We start from the raw sequence: 20,245 nt of genomic DNA, 5'->3' as shown, positions 1-20,245 counted from the left end.
CCGGAAGGCAAACTTAGCGCCTGCCACCCTGATATGTGCGTTTGTCGGGCAAAGCGAAAGACAGTTGGCTCCTACAGGCGTCAAGTGTGCCCATTGTTTAGAACATCCCGACCTCAGGATCCGAAGGTTTGGATCCTGTGTGGCCGGGCAAGTCTGGTATTAAGTACCGCACTACAAAAATTGCCGCTTAAGGACCCCATTCCCATGCCGTTTTCTGCACCTGCCACCCGCACGTCCAACGGCGTGTTCGGCCTGTTTTGTCTGGGCAGTTACTTGTTGTCCGTGTCGTACGGCACGACGTTTTTGTTGGCCATGATGCTCAGCGCACACGGTGGCAGCGAGTCTGATGCAGGCACGATTATTTCGGCGGCCATGGTCAGCACGTTTGCTGCGGTGATTTTCTCCGGGCACCTGACCGATCTGTTTGGCGCGCCCAAATCCATTGCAGCAGGCGCCGTGCTGCTGGCCGCCGCGTGCCTAGGCTTCGCCAATGTGCAGACGTTCGGCGTCGCGGCTCTGCTGTTCGGGTTGCTGTTGGGCTTGGGTTGGGGGGTGTTTTACACCTTGGGCCCGATCATCGTGGCGATGATGATCGAACCCGCGCGCCGGGTTAAATATTTTGCCCTGCTGTCGGGCAGCATGATGACTGGCATCGGCACCGGCCCTTTGCTCGGCCGGGCCAGTGAAGCGCTGGGCTACCCGGTCGAAACCGCGTTTATCGCGGCCACCGTCGCCAGCTTGCTGGGCGGCCTGGCGTTTGTCCTGATCGGCCCGAAAATCAAGGAGCAAAGCGCAATTGTCGGCCCGGTCAGCGTGTGCAAAATCACACCACGTGCCGCCGTAACGGTGCTGCGTTCAAAAGCGCTGTTCGCGATTGTCATGGTCGGTTTAGGCGGTGCGATTTTTGGCGGGCTGTCGAGTTTTCAAACCTCTTACGCGACGCTCAATCAGCTGGATTATTCGCTGTTCTTTCTGGGCTTCATGAGCGCCGCGATTTCCTGTCGGCTGTTCATCGCGGGCTTTATCGTCAAACGTGACCCGTACTGGATGGCCTGTGCATTGACCGCCATGATCGTGCTCTCGGTGCTGATGTTTATGTTCAGCGTCACTTCCAGCGCGACCTATGTGCTGGCCGCGGTGACGCTTGGGGTGGGTTACGGGCTGACCTATTCAGTGATCAACGGGCTGGCCGCCAACGAAGCACCCGCCGGGCACACTTCGCAATCACTGGTGCTATTCAGCCTGGCGTATTTTATCGGGGTGTTTGGTTTTCCATGGCTGGCCGGGCACATCATCGTCAGTTACGGCATCCCGACCCTGCTGTCGATCATTCTGCTGATCGCGCTGTGCAACTGGTCAATCACTGCCGGCCGTCTGTTGTGGCGCACACGGACCGCCACGTGCGCCAATGCCTGATCACGGGTCACTGTTCAGCGACAAGCGCCTCCAGCGGAATGATCTGCGCGCTGCCATGGCGCACGCCACGCTCGGCCATGACCTGACGCGCCAGTGCTGAAACCTCCCCCACCGCGCCCTTGAGCACCGAGACCTCCATACATTTGCCCTCGTCGAGGTGCACATGCAGGGTCGACAGGGTCAGGTCGTGGTGTTCATGAAACGCGTTGTTCAGGCGCTTGGACAGCTCCCGCGTGGCGTGGTCGTAGACATAACTCAAGGTCGCCACACAGGGTGCCTCGGGGTCGTCTGCCGCCTGTTCCAGCAAGCCTGCACGCAACAAATCCCGGATGGCTTCGGAGCGACCTTGATAGCCGTGCGCCGCAACCCGCTCGTCAATGACGGTCAGCAAGGCATCGTCCAGCGAAATTGTGACCCTTTGCATTAAAATTTGCCTCGCAGTTATGAGCTTTTTACATAAACTTCACACCCAACGCGTGAATAGGCTACTGGCCATTAATCATTGGGAGACGCAGTGTGAAGCAGTCAAGTGTGAAAAAACAGCTTGCCCTCTGGATCATGGGCGCCTGCCTGAGCATCGGCACAATACCGGCCTACAGCGCCACTGCCGCCCCGACCCTGACCTATTCATGGCCCACCAATGCCGGGCCGCTGGACCCCAGGGGCTACTCGCCAAACCAGATGTACGCCCAGGCCATGGTGTATGAGCCCTTGGTGCGCTACACCGCCGAGGGCACGCTCGAACCTTGGCTCGCCACACACTGGAGCGTCTCGCCTGACGGCAAAACCTACACCTTCACCCTGCGTGACCATGTGCAGTTCAGCGATGGCAGCCCGTTTAATGCGGCCGCAGCCAAGGCCAACCTGGATGCGGTTTTGGCCAATGCCAAACGCCATCAGTGGATGGAACTGGTCTCGACCCTGGACCGTGTTGAAGCCCCCGACGAACACACCCTGGTGTTGCACCTCAAGCACCCGTATTACCCGACCCTGATGGAACTGGCGCAAGTACGACCGCTGCGTTTTGCCGCGCCCGACGCCAAACCCGGCACACCGGTCGGCACCGGGCCGTGGGTATTGGCGCAAACCCGGCGCGGCGAGTACGACCGTTTCGAGCGCAACGAGCATTACTGGGGGGCCAAACCGGCTTATGGCGCGGTACTGGTCAAAGTGATTTCTGACCCGGACAGTCGCGCCATTGCCTTGCAAACCGGCGAACTGGACCTGATCCAGGGTGCCGAAGGCGAGATCTCCCCCGGGACCTTTGTACGGCTGCGTGACGCCGGTTTCAAAACCGCCATATCCGCGCCGCTGGCCACCCGCACGGTGGCGATGAACACCGGGCAGGCGCCGACCAACGAGCTGGTGGTGCGTCAGGCCATCAATCAGGCGGTAGACAAAGACACCATCATCGCCAAGGTGCTGCACGGCCTTGAGCCGCGTGCCGACGCGCTGTTTTCCAGCAACATGCCCTACGCCAACATCGGCCTTAAAGCCTTGTCTTATGACCCCGATCACGCCCGGCAAGTCCTGGACGCTGCGGGCTGGAAAATACCTGCCGGTAAAACCGTCCGCGAAAAAGACGGCCAGCCGTTGAGCACCGAACTGGTGTTTCTGGGCACCAGCGCGCTGCAAAAAAGCCTGGCTGAAATTATTCAGGGTGAGTTGGCCAAGGTCGGCATCGAGGTCAAGTTACGCGCCGAAGAAGAAGGCTCATTGGTGCAGCGCCAACGCGAGGGCCGCTTCGGCATGATCTTCGCTGATACCTGGGGCGCGCCGTACGATCCGCACTCGTTTGTAAGCTCCATGCGCTACCCAGGGCATGCCGATTACATGGCCCAGCGCGGGCTGCCGATGAAAGATGCGATTGACCACGAAATAGCCGAGGTTCTGGGGCAAACCGACGAAGGCAAACGTGCCGAAGGTTACCGCGAGATCCTCACCACACTGCATGACCAGGCGGTGTACCTGCCGGTGTCGTACCTCACGGCCATCAGTGTCAGCGCCAAAGGGGTCGATAACGTGCAATTCGGCAGCACGCTGTTTGACGTGCCCTTTGAGGCCATGCGCCCTGCCACCGGGAAACCCTGAGCCATGCTGCGTTATATCGTTTTGCGGCTTTTGCTGCTGGTTCCGGTGTTGCTGGGGGTGTCGTTGATCGTCTTTGTCCTGCTGCACCTGGGCAATGGCGACCCGGCGCTGGATTACCTGCGCCTTTCACAGATCCCGCCCACCGATGCGGCGCTGGCCGAGGCGCGGCATGCCTTGGGCCTCGACCGGCCTTTGGTTGAGCAGTACGTCAGTTGGCTATGGAACGCTGTGCACCTGGATTTCGGCACGTCGTATATCACCGGGCGCCCGGTGCTGGATGACGTGCTGTATTACCTGCCCGCCACCCTGCAACTGGGCGGCCTGGCGTTGTTCGTGACCTTGCTGATGAGTATTCCGCTGGGCCTGGCGGCGGCCCGCTGGAAAGGCCGCTGGCCGGATCAAGTGGTGCGTTTTATCACCTTTATCGGGGTGTCGATGCCGAACTTCTGGCTGGCTTTTTTGCTCATCGCCCTGCTCTCGCTGTGGCTCGGCTGGCTGCCGCCCATGGGCCGTGGCGGCCCGCAACACTTGGTCATGCCGGTGCTGGCGATTGCCCTGATGTCGATGTCGATCAATGCCCGCCTGCTGCGCGCCAGCCTGCTCGATGTGCGCCAGCAGCGGCATGTGTTTTACGCCCGGGCGCGCGGCCTGAACGAGCGCCGGGTTTGGCGCGACCATATTCTGCGCAACGCCTGGATGCCATTGGTCACCGCCACCGGCATGCACGTTGGTGAGTTGTTGGGCGGCGCATTGGTGATCGAAACCATTTTCGCCTGGCCCGGTATCGGCCGTTTTGCGGTGAGCGCGGTGCTTAACCGCGACTTCCCGGTGATGCAATGCTTCACCTTGCTGCTCACCACGCTGCTGGTGCTGTGCAACCTGGTGGTCGATATCTGCTACGCCTGGCTCGACCCGCGCACGCGTCTGTCGGGGGTGATGGCATGAGTAGCGTGAACGCTGTGTTGGCAGGTAAAAAAAGCGGCCTGCGTGTCGGTTATGTACTGGTTGCGCTGCTGCTGATATTCGCTTTATTCGGGGCCTGGATCGCGCCCTACGACGCCACCCTGGTCAACCTTGACGACCGTTTGCTGCCCGCCAGTACCAGCCATTGGCTGGGCACCGACCATCTGGGCCGTGATGTGCTGTCGCGGTTGATTGTCGGCACGCAATGGTCGCTGGGCAGCGTGGTGCTGGTGTTGGGTCTGGTGCTGATCTTGGGCGTAACCATTGGCGGCATCGCCGGGATTGTTGGCGGCAAGGTCGACATGTTTTTGATGCGCCTGTGTGACATGTTCCTGACCTTTCCGACCCTGGTGCTGGCGTTCTTCCTGATTGCCCTGCTGGGCACCGGGCTGACCAACGTGATTATCGCCATCGCCCTGTCGCACTGGGCCTGGTATGCGCGCATGGTGCGCGGCATGGTGCTGGCCCAGCGCAACCGTGACTACGTGCTGGCTTCGCGGCTGTCCGGGGCTTCACGTCTGACCCGCCTGCGTCAGCATGTGATGCCCAACGTGGTCGGGCAGTTGCTGGTACTGGCGTCGATGGACATTGGCCACATGATGCTGCACGTTTCAGGGCTGTCCTTCCTCGGGCTCGGGGTCAGCCCGCCGACGCCCGAGTGGGGGGTGATGATCAACGACTCCAAGGAATTTATCTGGACCCACCCGCAACTGCTGCTGTGGCCGGGGCTGATGATTTTTATCTCGGTGATGGCCTTCAACCTGCTCGGTGACGCCTTGCGCGACCGGCTCGACCCCAGCGTACTGGCGGAGATCAAGGAATGACCCGGACCCTGAGCATTCAAGGCCTGTGCCTCAAACATCAGCAACGCACATTGGTGGACCAACTCGACCTCACGCTCAAGGCTGGCGAGGTACACGCACTGGTGGGCGCCAGCGGCTCGGGCAAGTCCCTGAGCTGCCTGGGCATTCTCGACCTGTTGCCTCCCGGCGTGCACAGCCAGGGCGGTACGTTGCGTCTGGACGGCCACGTGGTGCAACCGGCGCAGTTGCGCGGGCGCGAGGCCGCGCTGGTGCTACAAAACCCGCGCAGCGCTTTCAACCCGGTGCGCTCATTGCGTCAGCATGCCCAGGAGACCCTGCGCAGCCGAGGATTGCGCGGGGTGCACGCCGATCAATTAATTATCGACACCCTTAACGAAGTCGGCCTCAACGATGGGCCGAGGGTGCTCGATTCTTTTGCTTTTCAGCTCAGCGGCGGCATGTTGCAACGCTTCATGATTGCCCTGGCGCTGCTCGCAGACAGCCACTTTTTGTTGGCCGACGAACCCACCAGTGATCTGGATGTTATCGCCCAGGCACGCTTTCTCGACTTGCTGGAGCGCTTGGTCGCAGAGCGAAACCTCGGAGTGCTGCTGATTACCCACGACATGGGCGTGGTTGCGCGTTGTGCCGATCAGGTGTCGGTCATGGCCCATGGGCGCATCGTCGAACAGGCCGATGTCCACACCCTGTTCAACACCCCGCAAAGCGAAGAAGCGCGCACGCTGCTGGCCGCGCACCATGCATTGACTCTGGAGACCTGCACGCCATGACGCTTATTCAGGTATGCGATCTGAACCACGGTTACACCGCTGGCGGAATGTTCAGCAAACGCCACCGCGTGCAGGTGCTCAAAGGCCTGAACCTCGACCTGCACGCGGGCCAGAGCCTTGGCCTGCTGGGCGCAAGCGGCAGCGGTAAAAGTACCCTCGCCCGCTTGCTGATGGGCCTGGAAACACCCGTTCAAGGCACTGTCCTGTTCGAGGGCCAGACGATACAGGGGCTGGACCCGCAGCACTTTCTGCGGCGGGTGCAAATGGTCTTTCAAGACGCCATCAGCGCCTTCAACCCCCAGCGCAGCATTGGCTGGAGCATTGCCGAGCCGCTGCGCCATCTTTCGGACATGAACGCCGAAGCCATCCAGGCCCGCGTGGAGCGCCTGTTGCTGCAGGTCAAACTGTCGGCCAGTGACAACGACAAGTTGCCAGCGCAACTCAGCGGCGGCCAGTTGCAACGCGCCGGTATCGCCCGGGCGCTGGCGATAGACCCGCAGATGATCATCCTCGACGAAGCCCTGTCCAACCTTGACCGGGTATTGCAGGTGCAAATACTCGACCTGCTGGCTGACGTGCGGCGCGAATCCGGCACCGGTTTTTTACTGATTACCCATGATCTGAGCCTGGTCCGGCGGTTTTGCCAGCGGGTGGTGGTGCTGGCTGATGGCAAGCTGGTCGAAGACCGCGAGGTCATCCCCGGCATGCGCTTCGAACACCCGGCGGCACGCACCCTGCAAGAGGCGGTATTGCCGGCCATGCCGTCCAAAGTCCGCGCCAGCTAAATACAAATGGTAAAGATTTGCAAATAGAAATGATTTGCATCCGTATAGATGTAAAACTTTGTAACCGATTTCGGCTACGCAGTTCCACATCCGGAGTATTCGCAGATCATGCACAAACTGTTCACCCTGCCAACGTCAGCACTGACGTTGGTTGCTTTAGGTATGTTCAATCACGCTTTCGCCGCTCAAGGCGCTGTCGACCTGCCCGCCACCACGGTCAATGCTGCTGACACCGAAGAGGACTCGCCACAGGGCTATCAGGGCAAACCCAGCGCCACCACGACCCGCCTGAACCTGACCGCGCAAGAAACCCCGCAAGGCGTTACCAGCATCAAGCGTGAGCAACTGGATGACTTCAAGCTCAACAGCATTCGCGATGTGCTGGACAGCACGCCGGGGGTGAATGTGCAAAAGGTCGAAACCGACCGTACCTACTTCACCGCGCGCGGTTTTGACATCACCAACTTCCAGTACGACGGCATGGGCATGCCGTTGAACAACGGGCTGCTGGTGGGCGACATCGACATGGCACCCTACGAGCAAGTGGACATTCTGCACGGCGCCAACGGGTTGATGAGCGGCACCGGCAACCCGTCGGCCACGGTCAACTTTGTGCGCAAACGGCCGACGGCTGACACCCAGGCCACCGTCAGCGTCAGTGCCGGCTCGTGGGACAAGCGCCGGGTTGACCTGGACGTTTCCGGGCCATTGACTGACTCAGGCAATGTGCGCGGCCGTTTTATTTACGCCAATGACACGGGCAACTCCTACCTCGACCGCTACTCCCGGGAAAAGAACATTCTCAGTGGCCTGCTGGCTTTTGACCTGACCGACAGCGACACCCTGACTGTCGGCATCGAAGACCAGAAGTCCAACTCCAATGGCGCCAGTTGGGGTGCACTGCCGCTGGCCGATGCCAACGGCAACCCGATCCACTATCACAGCACCCGTTCGAATATTTCCCAACCGTGGGTGTATTGGGACGTGCACACCACCCGCGCGTTTGCCGAGTGGGAACACCGCTTCGAGAATGACTGGAAGTCGACGCTGACTTTGACGGCGATGGAACACCGTGAAGACACCAACATGTTCTACGTCTACAGCAACAGCGCGTCTGCCACCGGCTATACCGGCTTGGCTTCCAAGTACAAGGACGATACCCGCGAGCTGGATGGCGATCTGTCTTTCAGCGGCCCTTTCAGCCTTGGCGGGCGTGAGCATCAGTTGACCTTCGGCGCCAACATCGCGCGCTCGCACACCCAGGAAACCTCGTTGTACGGCACCTCGTCGTACTACACCTCGGTGTCGCTGCAAGACGCCCTGAACGGCGATATCCCCAAGCCGACGTACAACATTGCCACAGACGCCGCGACCTCCAACTACACCGATCGGCAAAAGAGCCTCTATGCCGGGGCGCGGTTTAACCTCACCGATGACCTGCACCTGATCACCGGCGCACGCATGCTCAGCGCTGACAGCGATGGCGAAAACTACGACACCGCCCGCGATGTGAGCATTCATGGCAAGGTCACGCCTTACGCCGGGGTGATCTACGACCTGAGTGAGCAATACTCGGTGTACGCCAGCTATACCAAAATCTTTAACCCGCAATACAACCTGAACACCCAGGGCAAGGTTATCGACCCGCTGGAAGGCAAGAGTTATGAGGCAGGGATCAAAGGTCGTTTGCTCGACAATAAACTGAATGTCACGGCGGCGGTGTTCCACACCCAACAAGACAACGTGGCGACGTATGCCGGTTACAACCCCGCACTGGGCGGTTATGTGTACGATGGCGAGTCGTACAAGAGCAGCGGGATTGAACTGGAGGCGTCGGGCGAACTGGCCCCCGGCCTGCAAGTCAGCGGCGGCTACACCTATGTGTACATCACCAACGCTGATGATCAGCGCGGCAACAAATTTATCCCGCGCAATGCGCTGACCTCCTCCATGACCTACCAGTTGCCGATGGCGCCCAAGGTCAAGGTCGGTGGCAGCCTGAAATGGCAAAGCAAGGTCGAGAACGACACCACCCCGGCCGCCAGCCAGGATGCCTACGCGCTGGTGGGCCTGATGGCCAGCTACCAGATCGACCCGCACTGGAGCACCCAACTGAACCTCGACAACCTGACCAACCAGAAGTACCTGGACAGCGTGCGTTACGCCCAAAGCAATTTTGGCGACCCGCGTAATGTCACGGCGTCCGTGAGCTGGAAGTTCTAAAACCACCCGGCAGGCTGGCCCTTGCTGGCAAGCCTGCCGGGCTTCAAGGTTCAACCCCGTGGCAGCAACGCCAAAATCCGCTGGGCGATGTGCTCGGCGTGGGTTTCCAGAGCAAAGTGGCCGGTGTCCAGCAATTCCACCACCGCGTTGGGATTATCGGTTTTATAGGCGTGAGCCCCCGGCGGGATGAAAAACGGATCGTGCTTGCCCCAAATCACCAGCGTCGGCACCTGGGCAGCCTTGAAAAACGCCTGAAACTGCGGGTACAGGGTCAAGTTGTTGCGGTAGTCGAGAAACAGGTCCAGCTGGATGTCGTCATTGCCCGGCCGCAGCATCAGCAGCAGGTCCAGCATCCATGACTCCGGGGCCACCCGTTCTGGCTTTTCAACGCCATGTAGATACTGATAACGCGTGCCTTCCAGGCTCAGTACCGCGTTGCGGATAACCTCACGATTAGCCGCAGTCGGCTCGGCCCAATACGCACGAATCGGCGCCCAGGCATCGCCCAGTCCTTCGAGGTACGCATTGCCGTTTTGCGAGACCAGCGCACTGACCCGCTGCGGCTGTGCCACGGCCAGACGAAACCCCACCGGCGCGCCGTAATCAAATACATACAGTGCATACCGCGTGAGTTTCAACGCATCGACGAAATGCCCCATGGTAATTGCCAGGTTATCGAAGCTGTAGCTGTAGCCCCGCGCCTCAGGCACTTCAGTAAAACCGAAGCCCGGCAAATCCGGCGCAATAACCCGGTAGTGAGCCGCCAGCAACGGGATCAGGTCGCGGAACATATGTGATGAGCTGGGAAAACCATGCAGCAACAACATCACCGGTGCCGACGGATCACCGGCCTCGCGATAGAACACACGAACACCATCGGCCTCAATGTGTTTATAACGCACCACGGGGTTTGAATTGGGCATACAGACGCTCCTAAAGTAACCATTAAAATCAAATATTCGAGTTAGCTTTTAAAAAGCTGCGCCCAAATCAGTAACCTGTCAAATTAATTATTATGGTTACACCATCTAATTAGGTAACTACCCAGATCACTCATTAACGGTTACGATAGCCCAGCTTTTTCGAGGACCGACCATGAGCGCCACCCCCGCCACTCCACCGCTAGAGCCGTATGTACTGGCTGACCATCCCGTGCTGGACATGCTCAACACCCGAGCCAATGTCGAGGCTGTACCGGTCGACTTTTGGCAAAGCGATGCCGACGTCAAACGCTGGCTCGTGCGTCTTGAATGGTTTGCGCCGGGGGAAATACCCGAGTTTGAGGAAGGCGCCCTGCTGACAGCCGCACGGCATCTGCGAGAAGTGATCCGTGATCTGCTGGAGCAACGTAAGACGGGGCAGCAAGGGGATCCCGCTGCGCTGAACACCTTTTTGCGCAAGGCGGTGAGTTACCCGCAACTGGCCTGGAACGAAGCGGGCGAACTCAGCCTGCAACGCCTGCACAAACAGCAAACGGCGGAACAGTTTCTAGCGCCGATCGCTGAAGCCGCCGCTGACTTGCTGGTGAATGCCGATGCCGAGTTGATTCGCACCTGCGAACACCCGGACTGCGTGCTGTGGTTTTATGACCGCACCAAGGCTCACAAACGCCGTTGGTGCAGCATGGCGCTGTGTGGCAACCGCCATAAAGTGGCTGAATTTCGTAAACGCAAACTGCAGCAATAGCGAGTACGCCAAGGGCGTACTCGCCAATTTCATCTCAAGCTTTGGCTGCCGTCGGCACCATACGGAACGCCACGCCCAGTCGGTTGTAAGCATTCATCAGGCTGATGGCATAGGTCAGTTCAGCCAGCTCTTTGTCGTTGAACTCGGCGGTTACCGCGTCATAGTCAGCCTGAGGCACACCAGTCTGCTCAACCCGGGTGACGCTTTCGGCCCATGCCAGTGCTGCTTGCTCGCGGGCGGTAAACAGCGATTGGGCTTCGTGCCACACCGGCACCAACAACAGCTTGTCGACAGTCATGCCCAGTTTGAGCAAGTCACGCGAGTGCAAGTCGATGCAGTAAGCGCAGCCATTGATTTGCGACACCCGGAGGAACACCAGGTCGATAAGCATTTTGGAGAGATCGCCATTTTGCAGTGCAACGTGCACACCGCCGAAGGCTTTGAAGGCTTCAGGGGATGCTTTGGAGTAGTCGATACGCGTGCTCATGGTCTGCCCTTGCATTGATAAGTGGAGTGGCGCCATAGTGCGGTTTCTTGGCCCTGCCACAAAGGGCCATGATTCAGCTCCATGGCTGGACCATGATCGTGCTCACTTGTGCAGGCCTCCCCATGCAAACCTCTGTTCCCAGTTTATCGGCGCTTGATCCCGCTTCCAGCGAGCCGATTTACCGTCAGCTCTATTGGCGCTTTCGCGAAGCCATCAACACCGGCCTGCTCAAGCCGGGTGACCGCGTGCCCGCAGCCCGCGCATTGGCCAAAGAATTGGGGCTGGCCCGTGGCACCATCGACAACGCCTATTCCCTGCTCACCTCTGAAGGCTACCTGGTGGCCTGTGGTCAGGCCGGTACGCGAGTGGCTGACGGCATTAGCGGCACAAGCTCTTCACCACCCGCCTCCGCCATCACACAGGCAGCGCCCCATCAGACAATCCGCCAACAGTCGGCTGTGCTGCCGTTTCAAATGGGCGTGCCGGCACTGGATGCCTTCCCCAGAAAAATATGGGCGCAAATCGGCGCCCGTTGCGTGCGCGGCACACAGCCCCAAGACATGGCCAACCCCTCGGTCTATGGCTTGCAGGCGCTGCGCTCAGCAATTGCCACGTACTTGCAGGTGGCGCGCGGCATCGCCTGCTCACCGGCTCAAGTTTTTGTCACCGCAGGTTATCGGGAGACGCTGTCGCTGATCACCCACACCCTGCTCAAACCCGCCGACCGCGTGTTGGTCGAAGACCCTGGTTATCCGCCGACCCGGCGCCTGCTGCAAAGCCTGCATATCACGCCGGTTGCGGTGCCCGTTGATCAAGACGGCCTGCAAGTTTCAACGGCCCTTGAAATCGGCCATAACGCCCGCGCCGCCGTGGTTACCCCTGCGCATCAAAGCCCTTTGTGCGTGTCGCTTTCATTGCCACGACGGTTGGCGTTGCTGGAGTGGGCGAGCCAGCAAAACGCCTGGATCGTCGAAGACGATTACGACGGCGAATACCGCTACGTCAGCCGCCCGCTCCCCGCCCTCAAGAGCCTGGACCGTGAAGGTCGCGTGCTCTACAGCGGCACCTTCAGCAAGGTGTTGTTCCCGGGCATGCGCCTGGCCTACGTGGTCGTGCCTGCTGCGCTGGTTGAGCGTTTTGAGGAAAGCTGCAAGACCTTCCAGGGCGGTTGCCCGGAATTGAACCAGGCCATCGTCGCGACGTTCATGGCTGAAGGGCATTTCGGGCGCCATATCCAGCGCATGCGCAAGCTCTACAGCGAGCGTCGGGCGATGGCGGTGAACGGACTTAAAAGCGTGCTCGGCGAGCGGATCGAAATTGATGCCAACCCCGGCGGGATGCACCTCATTTTGCGGCTCAACGCGTCCTGAGCGGACAGCCTGATGGTGCAGCGCATGCGCGAAGCCGGGCTGTTTGCCGAAGCCTTGAGCGAATGGCATCAAGGCTCGGACAAGCCTTCAGGGTTGCTGCTGGGTTTCGCCAATATCGACTCGCTGGCCAGCGCTCAAGCGCTGGGCCAACGTATCCTGGCGTTGATGTAACCGCCGTGTCGATTCAGCTCGCCTATCAGCGCAGCGGCGGCAGACCGTAGGCGGCCAGATTAAACTCTGGCAACTGGCGAATAATCAGGTCCGCGTGGTGGTACTTGCTGTCGGGCATGGCGGCATCGGGTACAGCAATGGCAGTCATGCTGGCGGCCTTGGCGGCGGTTACGCCAAACGGCGAGTCTTCAAACACCAGGCAATCCTGTGGCGCAACGCCGAGGCGGCGGGCAGCGGTCAAGAAGATGTCGGGCGCGGGTTTGGCTGCGCCCACCTCAGGATCATCGGCCGTCACGATAGTGTCGAACAGCGCAAACCAGTCGCGATGCAACGTGGTTTTGTGGCCAAAGCCGCTGCTGGTTGAACTGGTGCCCACGGCAATCGGAATGTTGTGCGCCTTCAAGTGCCGCACCAGCGCTTCAGCTCCCGGCATGGCGAGGGCCTTGGAAAAATACCCGGCCATCAGCGGCTCGCGCGCCTTCAGGAACTCTTGCCAGGTAATCGGCAGATCCAGCGCTTTGACAATGTACTCAGCCAGATCCTGGGCACCGCGCCCGATGATGTGCTGCTTGATGCTCCAGTCATACGTGCGACCATAACGTTCGACGACGATCTGCGTGACTTCGGAGTAAATGCCTTCGGTATCCAGCAACAACCCGTCCATATCAAAAATCACGGCCTTGATCGGGCCGACAACAGTACGCGGTTTATTCATCACAACAGATCCTTGGTAGAAGGCGAAAGGATTGCAGCACCTTAACTGGCGGGCTTGCCTGAATGCCAGTGCAGACCCGTATTTCATTCATAGTGCAGTAGAGGCCGCCCCGTCTACGGAGGTCGTGTACGCCCACAAAATTGCGGGATGTTTCGCACAGCTTTGCCAATTGCTGAGGCTGCAGTACGGCGCCTATAGTCAGCGCTCGCCCAAATGGGCGACCGGGTTTGGCGACTTGGCGTAATAATTTTTGCAGTACGGTTGTTGTATTTGGCTAAGCGTGTATTTTGCTCGCTGTGCTTTATGGCAGCTGTGCGTGGGAGATCTTCGGGTCTGCCGGGTTTTGCTTAAATTTACCGGTTCGCCAACCCGCGTACAGCGGCCACCTGTTTTCGTTTGGCGACGAAAACAGATGGCTTAATCCGTGAAATTTAAGAGATTCATCCATGACTAATTCAGCGTACATCCCGCTTACTGCCATCGACTGCACCATCCCCGCCTTGCTCATCGACCGCAACGCCCCGCTCGACGTCTTGCACGCTAACGCCGCCGCCCGCGTACTGGCGGTAACCCAATTGATGGAAACCTTCTCCAGCCGCGACGTCCAGGACGCCGACGCCCTCGACCTCAAACAACTCGCCACCACCGCCATGATTTTGCTGCGCGACGGCTGCGACCTGCTCAACGTTTTGGGCTGGCGCTTACAACCAACCTGACCCGGTCACTGTAGGAGCGAGCTTGTCTCGCGATCTTTTGATCTTCTAAGCCTGTAGTCGCTGCAGAAGGCTGCGATCGAGGTGGTGAGCCACTGCGACGAAGCCGTAATGCTTTCTTGTGTACATATCCATTCGATGCATAACGGCTTTTTACGGGTTTCGCTCTTACAGCGAGGCACTTTTGTCAAACAGCCACAAAAGTACCCAAAAAGGCCTTGCCCCGGCGTACGGCCTCCCGAAGGGGCGGGTAGATCAAGATCAAAAGCCAGATCACAAGATCGCGAGACAAGCTCGCTCCTACAGTGACCGGGTCAGGTTTGCTCAAGACGTTGAAATACTCCACAAACCGGTAGGAGCGAGCTTGTCTCGCGATCTTTTGATCTAAAAGTCCGTCGTCGCAGCAATGGATATGCACTCACATCAAGAGCCCCCCTCACCCTAGCCCTCTCCCGAAGGAGAGGGAACCGATTGGGGGATGCTGAAGATATTTGGTGGCCTGTTTGCTGCGCGATAGCGCGGATTCGAAGACGGGGCAGCCGTTTTGTGGCAGGTGGGGTATTCCCACACAAACAACGGTATTGATAATTACTCTCAATTAAATTAACGTCGCCGCGCTTTCAGGCTCATCACTTTTGAGTTCACCCGTGAACGACTCCAACGCCAGGCTGCAACTCTATCTCGAGCATCGCGTCGCTTTGATCAACTACGCCAAGGTGGTAGTGGGTGATCACGCGCGCGCTGAAGATGTGGTGCAGGATGCCTTTTTGCGCTTTTGCGCCAGCACTGAAGAGGTCGTCGAGCAACCCGTGGCGTATCTGTATCGCATCGTCCGTAATCTGGCCCTGGACGCCGTGCGCCGCCAGGCCGCAGAGAAACGTCAGCAGCAGTCGCCGCCACAATGGATGCGCCCCGGTCACGAGTTGTCGCCCGAGCAACGGGTGGTGCACAGTGATGACGCCAGCCGTATTGCTGCTACGCTGGCCAGCCTGCCCGAGCAAATGCGCATCGCTGTGGAGATGCATCGCCTGGGTGGTTTCACATTGCAGCAAACCGCCGATCATCTCAAAATCTCGCTTTCCAGCGCTCATCGCCTGGTCAAGGATGCCATCGTTCACCTGGCCTCAAGCGTCGCCACCCACGACTCTGGCCACAGCGCGCACAGTAAGGAACGCCCGTATGCATAACGCCCCCCTGCCCCGGACTGTCTCGGCACAAAGCCTGGAAGACGCCGGCCAGTGGCTGCTGGACCTGCAACAGCAACCCGAGCGTTTCGAGGAGTTCGACCGCTGGTTGCACAGCCATGAGGAGCACTTTGAAGCCTGGGCGCAGGTCAATCGTGCGTGGGAAGCCCTCGGTTCGCACTCCCCAAGCACCGGGCAACAATGGCCACAGGCGCCTGCGAACGTCACAACGCTTAAACCGCGCCCACGCCTGCCGCTGTTGGCCGCCGCCTGCATCAGCGCCTTGGCGGTGTGCGCAGCGCTGGTGCTGAGCCCGAACTGGCGGGCGGATTACAGCACCGGGACCGCGCAGACCCGTGAGGTCACCCTGAGTGACGGCAGCCGCCTGACCCTGGCGCCGCAAAGCGCAATCAACGTGAGCTTCGACGATCACCAGCGCCAGGTCACGCTGGTGCAGGGCGAAGTGTTTTTCGACGTGGTGCATGACGCCAGCAAACCGTTTGAAGTGCGCAGCGAAGAAGCCGTGATCAGGGTCTTGGGCACCGCCTTCGACGTGGCACAGCGCCAAGCTGGCCTGAGTGTCGAGGTGCGCGACGGCACTGTCGGCGTCAACAAACAGTACCGGCTGGGCGCTGGCCAGCGTTTGTGGATCGACCGCAACACCGGCAACGCCACGCAATCTCTGGTCATGCCCGATGAAGTCGCGGGCTGGATCAAAGGTGCGCAGTTTTTTGAAAACGCCCGCGTTGCTCAGGTGGTGGAACAACTCGACCGCTACCAGCGCGGCTGGATCGTGATTAATGATCCGGCCCTGGCCAACAAACGCGTGACCGGCCTGTACGACATGCGCGATACCCGACGCGCGCTGCAAGCATTGGTCGCGCCGATTGGCGGTGAAGTGCGTCAGTACTCGCCTCTGCTCACGGTCATTAGCACTGCCAAAAAAGCTAAATGAAAAATATTTTCGTTATCACTGAAAAAAATCCTGAAGGTGTTCGTCTTTGTAGCTCCTTGTATTGCGAATGACTCGTAATACCAAAACGAAAGGCGATGAAGCATGGGTAACCGATCACACGTTGCGCACTCCAAAGTACCGGTGGCGCTGGCCGTACTGTGTGTGGCAATCAACAGCGCGATTTTCCAGCCGCCCTCGGCGGTGGCAGCAGAAGCCAACGCGCTGCCGAGTGATCAGGCTACCCGTTTCTTCGATATCCCGGCTCAGCCGCTGACCAACGCCCTCAGCGCTTTTGCGCGTCAGGCCAATCTGCAACTGGGTCTGGCGGCCGGGCTGGTAGATGGTCTGCAAGCCCCTGCCGTGCGCGGCAATTTCAGCAACGAACAGGCCTTGCGCCAGTTGCTCGGCGATGCGCCGGTCAGCTGGAAAATCGACGGCCAGCGCAGCTTGATCCTCAGCCCGCGCAGCGAGGCCAACACCGGCCTGAACGGTGATCTGGACGAATCTGAGCTGCTCGGCGCCGTGACCATCAAAGGTGGCCAGACCAGCCGTTTGACCGGCCCGGCCGCACAGGTTTACACCCAGGCGGGCTCCAGCGTGTACATCTCCGGCGAAACCATCAACCGCTTTCGCGGCTCGTCCCCGGCCGACATTCTCAAGGGCGTGCCTGGCGTGCAAACCGGTGACACCCGCAACGGCGGCGCGCTGGACGTGAACATCCGTGGCATTCAGGGCCAGAGCCGCGTGCCGGTAACCATCGACGGCAGCCAGCAAGCGATTGACGCCTATCGCGGTTACGGCGGCATGCAACAACGCAGTTACATCGACCCCGACCTGATCAGCGACATCACCGTCGATAAAGGCCCAAGCCTGGGCGCCGATGCAGCGGGCGCCATCGGTGGCATGGTGAAAATGAAAACTCTGCAACCCAAAGACATCCTCAAGGACGGCGAAACCACCGGTTTCCGTCTCAAGGGCGATATCTCCAGCAACAGCGTCGACCGCCCACACGAGTACAACGCTACTCCGCGCAAAGGCAGCAACAGCATTTTCGACCCGCAGGCGCATTCGGGCAGCGCGGCGTTTGCCAGCACCAGTGAAACCATCGATTTTGTCGCGGCCTACACCCAGCGCGAAAGCGGCAACTACTACGCCGGTAAAAAGGGCTTCAAGGATTACCAGGTGTTCAAACAAGTGCGTCGCTGGGACCCGGCGACCAAAAAGTACGTCTACAGAACCGAAGAGGCCAACGGCCCGGCCAAAGTGTTCAAAGCTGGCAACGAAGTGCTTAACACCTCCACCGACTCCAAAGCGGTATTGCTTAAGACCATCATCAAGCCGTCACCGGATCAGGCCCTTGAGCTGGCCTATCGCTGGACCGATGGCGAATATGGCGAAGTGATGCCCTCGCGCATCATCCGCAACACCACCGGCACTGTGCCGCAGTGGCAGCCCGGCTCCATGCGCATTAACGCCTACACCGCACGCTACACCTTCAAGCCGGAAGACAACCCGCTGATCGACTTGAGCGCCAACGCCTGGGTGACCAAGGCCCAGAGCAAGGCTTATAACGGCTTGAGTACCGTGACACCCTTGTTTGGCGGGGCTGATGAGCCGGATCAATTGAGCCCGGACGGTTATCAGGACGCTTTGCTCAACCGCAGTAAAGACCTGCGCTGGGGCACCGACGTGAGCAACACCTCGCGTTTCGACACACAGGTCGGCAAATTCGCCTGGAACTATGGCGCCTCTTACCAGAACGAAAAACTGCGCCCGGACGACAACTCGCCGGTGCTGCAATCTGACCTCGAACAAAACCGCTTTATCCGCAGCGGCGACCGCCAGGAAGGCAGCCTGGTGAGCTCGCTGCAATGGGCGCCGATCAAGCCGTTGACCTTTACCGTGGGCGGACGCTATAGCGAGTTCCACAGCAAAGACCACAACCAGTTGGCCAGCCCCGCAACCTTTGCCAACCGCCCGGTTCGCTGGACATGGCTGTACAAAGGCAATGACCGCTTCGGTTATGTGTACTGGCGCCCGGACCAGCAAGGCAACTTCACCAAGGACTCGCTCAACGCCACGCCGTACGAAAAAGGCACGGTGGGTGACACCGGCTACGATAACTTCGAAGCCAATGACACCGAGATGAAGAAATTCGCCACCAGCTACAGCTATGCCAAGCCGATTGAACGTCGCGACCATGCCTTCACGCCTTCATTCGGCGTGAAGTACGACATCAACGACAGCAGCTTCGTGTACCTCAACTACAGCGAAGGCGTGCGCATGCCGAGCCTGTTCGAGTCCACCCTGGGCTTGTTCACGGCGGCCGTGCCCGGTGCCAACCTGAAACCTGAGCGCAGCAAGAACTGGGAAGTGGGCGCCAGCACCCTGAAGAACGACGTGTTCCTGGACGGCGACAGCGCCGCTGCCAAGCTGGCGTACTTCGACAACAAGATCGAAAACTACATCACCCGCGACTATCAGGACATCTTCGCCGGCAACCTGCAAAACGTTGACAGCTTCAGGGTCAAGGGCGTCGAGTTGCAGACCAGCTACGACATGGGGCGCGTGTTCACTGACGTGTCCGCCACCTACTACCTGAACGCCAAAACTTGTGCGCCGGACCTGGCGCAAAAACTGCGCGACGACGGCACCCCGACGCCTAACTGCGTGGATGGCGGTTTCCCGGGTTCGTATACCAACACCCAAAACCCGCCCAAGTACTCGGTCAACACCACGGTCGGAACACGCTGGTTTGACAACCATCTGGTCCTCGGTGGGCGCATGGTCTACAACAGCGCACCAACCGCCAAGCTGAACAAACCGTGGAACGATGGCATTACCACCAACCAGATCTACTACCGCAAGTCAGCGATTTTCGACCTGTTTGCCAGCTACGAAATCTACAAGGGCACGCAGATCGACTTCGGCGTGCAAAACCTGACCAACGTGTACTACCTCGACCCGCTGGCACAAAGCTTTATGCCTGCACCGGAGCGCACACTGCGCACAGGCCTGACGGTCAAGTTCTGACCTGATTGCGGTTAAAACACGGGATGCCCACGGGCGTCCCGTTTTACGTTGATTACTATTGATGAGCTCATGACCTACCTGAACCAATCGCGCAAGGCGCTCTGGAGCGTGGCCACGCTGATCACCCTGAGCGTGTACACGGGCATCACCGTCTGGCTGTTGCACAGTTCACCGATTCCCTCGGCCGAGGCAGCACCGGCGGCGATGATGATCGAGCTGGCCGCCGTGCCCGTGGCACAAGTGGTCGAACAAGACCTGCAAGTGGCGCCTGACAAACTGATGCAAAAACAGATCAGCACGCCATCGGCCAAACCGCCCAAAGAGGTGGTAAAAAAAGTCACGCCCACCCCGCAACCGTCACCGGCCAAACAGGCCAAATCGCCCTTCAAGGACACCGCCCACGGTACGTATCAAAGCGCACCGCAGCAGGGAGCGGAGATTCAGGCGCCGCCGAAAAAGCAGGAAGAACAGCCGGCGGTGTCGACCACCACCGCCCCGCCCAAACTTGACGCGCAAAAGGCGGCGACCACTGCGGCGGCAGAGTCCTCGCGCGGCGCTGCTGATCCGGCGTTGAAAGTGCAATGGGAAGCGCAGTTGCTGGCACACCTGGAGCGCTTCAAACGTTACCCGCAAAACGCCCGCGATCGGGGTGACCGGGGCGTGGCCTACTTGCGATTTGAGATCGACAGCAATGGCAAGGTGCTAAGCGCCACGGTGGTGCGTTCAGCAGGTTTTAGCGAACTGGATAACGCCACCCTGGACATGATCAACCGCGCCTCGCCCGTACCGCGACCGCCAGAAGGCAGCAAGCTGCGGTTCACAGTACCGGTGGTGTTTTCGAAATAGAGCTTTTGTGGGA

General features: G+C 59.6%; 17 protein-coding genes and 1 pseudogene. 14 read left to right on the top strand and 4 right to left on the bottom strand.

The annotated features are described in order from the left end of the window. Window positions 1–204 precede the first annotated feature (204 nt). The gene (locus GHO41_RS05045) at window positions 205–1,416 is read left to right on the top strand and encodes an MFS transporter (protein ID WP_153433094.1); all 1,212 of its coding nucleotides are present in this window, start codon (window positions 205–207) and stop codon (window positions 1,414–1,416) included. Between the two features lie 7 nt (window positions 1,417–1,423). Here GHO41_RS05045 and nikR read toward each other — a convergent pair whose 3' ends face one another. Continuing rightward, complete coding sequence (nikR, locus tag GHO41_RS05040) at window positions 1,424–1,840, bottom strand: nickel-responsive transcriptional regulator NikR (RefSeq protein ID WP_048370204.1); 417 nt, start codon at window positions 1,838–1,840, stop codon at window positions 1,424–1,426. 92 nt (window positions 1,841–1,932) lie between these two features. Between nikR and nikA the strand changes: the two genes are divergently transcribed. The 6 genes from nikA (at window position 1,933) to GHO41_RS05010 (ending at window position 9,072) form a co-directional block, all read left to right on the top strand. Beyond that, window positions 1,933–3,507, top strand: coding sequence for a nickel ABC transporter substrate-binding protein (gene nikA / locus GHO41_RS05035; RefSeq protein ID WP_178110069.1), 1,575 nt, complete (start codon window positions 1,933–1,935; stop codon window positions 3,505–3,507). A 3-nt stretch (window positions 3,508–3,510) separates the two neighbouring features. Continuing rightward, a complete protein-coding gene (gene nikB, locus GHO41_RS05030; RefSeq protein WP_153433093.1) occupies window positions 3,511–4,452 on the top strand; it encodes a nickel ABC transporter permease subunit NikB in 942 nt (313 codons plus the stop codon). Next, window positions 4,449–5,294 (top strand): nickel ABC transporter permease subunit NikC, encoded by an 846-nt coding sequence (gene nikC, locus GHO41_RS05025; RefSeq protein WP_153433092.1) that lies wholly within the window; start codon window positions 4,449–4,451, stop codon window positions 5,292–5,294. Before nikB ends, nikC begins: the two co-directional genes overlap by 4 nt. Next, window positions 5,291–6,064: an ATP-binding cassette domain-containing protein gene (locus tag GHO41_RS05020; protein ID WP_153390868.1), complete on the top strand. Its 774-nt coding sequence runs from the start codon at window positions 5,291–5,293 to the stop codon at window positions 6,062–6,064. The genes nikC and GHO41_RS05020 overlap by 4 nt, the downstream gene beginning before the upstream one ends. Continuing rightward, entirely contained in the window at window positions 6,061–6,849 is a 789-nt protein-coding gene (nikE, locus tag GHO41_RS05015; RefSeq protein ID WP_153390869.1) for a nickel import ATP-binding protein NikE, read from the top strand. Before GHO41_RS05020 ends, nikE begins: the two co-directional genes overlap by 4 nt. 108 nt (window positions 6,850–6,957) lie before the next feature. Next, window positions 6,958–9,072: a TonB-dependent siderophore receptor gene (locus tag GHO41_RS05010; RefSeq protein ID WP_153433091.1), complete on the top strand. Its 2,115-nt coding sequence runs from the start codon at window positions 6,958–6,960 to the stop codon at window positions 9,070–9,072. Window positions 9,073–9,122: 50 nt separating this feature from the next. On the opposite strand, the gene GHO41_RS05005 is transcribed toward GHO41_RS05010, so the two are convergent. Next, window positions 9,123–9,995, bottom strand: a complete 873-nt coding sequence (locus tag GHO41_RS05005; protein WP_153328019.1) for an alpha/beta fold hydrolase — start codon at window positions 9,993–9,995, stop codon at window positions 9,123–9,125. Window positions 9,996–10,167: 172 nt separating this feature from the next. On the opposite strand from GHO41_RS05005, the gene GHO41_RS05000 reads away from it, so the two are divergent. Continuing rightward, on the top strand, window positions 10,168–10,758 hold the full coding sequence (locus GHO41_RS05000) for an ABATE domain-containing protein (RefSeq protein ID WP_048370188.1): 591 nt from the start codon (window positions 10,168–10,170) through the stop codon (window positions 10,756–10,758). A gap of 34 nt (window positions 10,759–10,792) precedes the next feature. Here the strand turns inward: GHO41_RS05000 and GHO41_RS04995 are convergent, their stop codons facing one another. Continuing rightward, a complete protein-coding gene (locus tag GHO41_RS04995) occupies window positions 10,793–11,245 on the bottom strand; it encodes a carboxymuconolactone decarboxylase family protein (RefSeq protein WP_048370398.1) in 453 nt (150 codons plus the stop codon). A 122-nt stretch (window positions 11,246–11,367) separates the two neighbouring features. Between GHO41_RS04995 and GHO41_RS04990 the strand changes: the two are divergent. Continuing rightward, window positions 11,368–12,786: pseudogene (locus GHO41_RS04990) on the top strand (PLP-dependent aminotransferase family protein). Between the two features lie 25 nt (window positions 12,787–12,811). On the opposite strand, the gene GHO41_RS04985 reads toward GHO41_RS04990, so the two are convergent. Further along, window positions 12,812–13,501 carry an HAD-IA family hydrolase gene (locus GHO41_RS04985; protein ID WP_153390872.1) on the bottom strand — a complete coding sequence of 230 codons (690 nt, stop codon included), beginning with the start codon at window positions 13,499–13,501 and terminating at the stop codon, window positions 12,812–12,814. Window positions 13,502–13,947: 446 nt separating this feature from the next. On the opposite strand from GHO41_RS04985, the gene GHO41_RS04980 reads away from it, so the two are divergent. The 5 genes from GHO41_RS04980 (at window position 13,948) to GHO41_RS04960 (ending at window position 20,232) form a co-directional block, all read left to right on the top strand. Then, entirely contained in the window at window positions 13,948–14,217 is a 270-nt protein-coding gene (locus GHO41_RS04980; protein ID WP_153433090.1) for a short-chain dehydrogenase, read from the top strand. Between the two features lie 644 nt (window positions 14,218–14,861). After that, window positions 14,862–15,401: a sigma-70 family RNA polymerase sigma factor gene (locus tag GHO41_RS04975; protein WP_178110070.1), complete on the top strand. Its 540-nt coding sequence runs from the start codon at window positions 14,862–14,864 to the stop codon at window positions 15,399–15,401. After that, window positions 15,394–16,353, top strand: a complete 960-nt coding sequence (locus GHO41_RS04970) for a FecR family protein (protein ID WP_153433089.1) — start codon at window positions 15,394–15,396, stop codon at window positions 16,351–16,353. The genes GHO41_RS04975 and GHO41_RS04970 overlap by 8 nt, the downstream gene beginning before the upstream one ends. 102 nt (window positions 16,354–16,455) lie before the next feature. Further along, entirely contained in the window at window positions 16,456–19,386 is a 2,931-nt protein-coding gene (locus GHO41_RS04965; protein WP_153433088.1) for a TonB-dependent receptor, read from the top strand. Window positions 19,387–19,455: 69 nt separating this feature from the next. After that, on the top strand, window positions 19,456–20,232 hold the full coding sequence (locus GHO41_RS04960) for an energy transducer TonB (protein ID WP_153433087.1): 777 nt from the start codon (window positions 19,456–19,458) through the stop codon (window positions 20,230–20,232). Window positions 20,233–20,245: the final 13 nt, after the last annotated feature.

The sequence above is a fragment of the Pseudomonas sp. FSL R10-0399 genome (genome assembly GCF_009600165.1).
In the GTDB taxonomy this organism is placed as follows: domain Bacteria; phylum Pseudomonadota; class Gammaproteobacteria; order Pseudomonadales; family Pseudomonadaceae; genus Aquipseudomonas; species Aquipseudomonas helleri.
This window is presented reverse-complemented; position numbering and strand designations above follow the sequence as displayed.

Bases quoted from the DNA above. Each gene is read 5' to 3' on its own strand.
- nikC (WP_153433092.1), top strand. From the start codon at position 4,449: ATGAGTAGCGTGAACGCTGTGTTGGCAGGTAAAAAAAGCGGCCTGCGT.
- GHO41_RS05010 (WP_153433091.1), top strand. From the start codon at position 6,958: ATGCACAAACTGTTCACCCTGCCAACGTCAGCACTGACGTTGGTTGCT.
- nikR (WP_048370204.1), bottom strand. From the start codon at position 1,840: ATGCAAAGGGTCACAATTTCGCTGGACGATGCCTTGCTGACCGTCATT.
- GHO41_RS05045 (WP_153433094.1), top strand. From the start codon at position 205: ATGCCGTTTTCTGCACCTGCCACCCGCACGTCCAACGGCGTGTTCGGC.
- GHO41_RS04985 (WP_153390872.1), bottom strand. From the start codon at position 13,501: ATGAATAAACCGCGTACTGTTGTCGGCCCGATCAAGGCCGTGATTTTT.
- GHO41_RS05000 (WP_048370188.1), top strand. From the start codon at position 10,168: ATGAGCGCCACCCCCGCCACTCCACCGCTAGAGCCGTATGTACTGGCT.
- GHO41_RS04980 (WP_153433090.1), top strand. From the start codon at position 13,948: ATGACTAATTCAGCGTACATCCCGCTTACTGCCATCGACTGCACCATC.
- GHO41_RS04970 (WP_153433089.1), top strand. From the start codon at position 15,394: ATGCATAACGCCCCCCTGCCCCGGACTGTCTCGGCACAAAGCCTGGAA.
- GHO41_RS04960 (WP_153433087.1), top strand. From the start codon at position 19,456: ATGACCTACCTGAACCAATCGCGCAAGGCGCTCTGGAGCGTGGCCACG.
- GHO41_RS05020 (WP_153390868.1), top strand. From the start codon at position 5,291: ATGACCCGGACCCTGAGCATTCAAGGCCTGTGCCTCAAACATCAGCAA.
- GHO41_RS04995 (WP_048370398.1), bottom strand. From the start codon at position 11,245: ATGAGCACGCGTATCGACTACTCCAAAGCATCCCCTGAAGCCTTCAAA.
- nikB (WP_153433093.1), top strand. From the start codon at position 3,511: ATGCTGCGTTATATCGTTTTGCGGCTTTTGCTGCTGGTTCCGGTGTTG.
- nikE (WP_153390869.1), top strand. From the start codon at position 6,061: ATGACGCTTATTCAGGTATGCGATCTGAACCACGGTTACACCGCTGGC.
- GHO41_RS05005 (WP_153328019.1), bottom strand. From the start codon at position 9,995: ATGCCCAATTCAAACCCCGTGGTGCGTTATAAACACATTGAGGCCGAT.
- GHO41_RS04965 (WP_153433088.1), top strand. From the start codon at position 16,456: ATGGGTAACCGATCACACGTTGCGCACTCCAAAGTACCGGTGGCGCTG.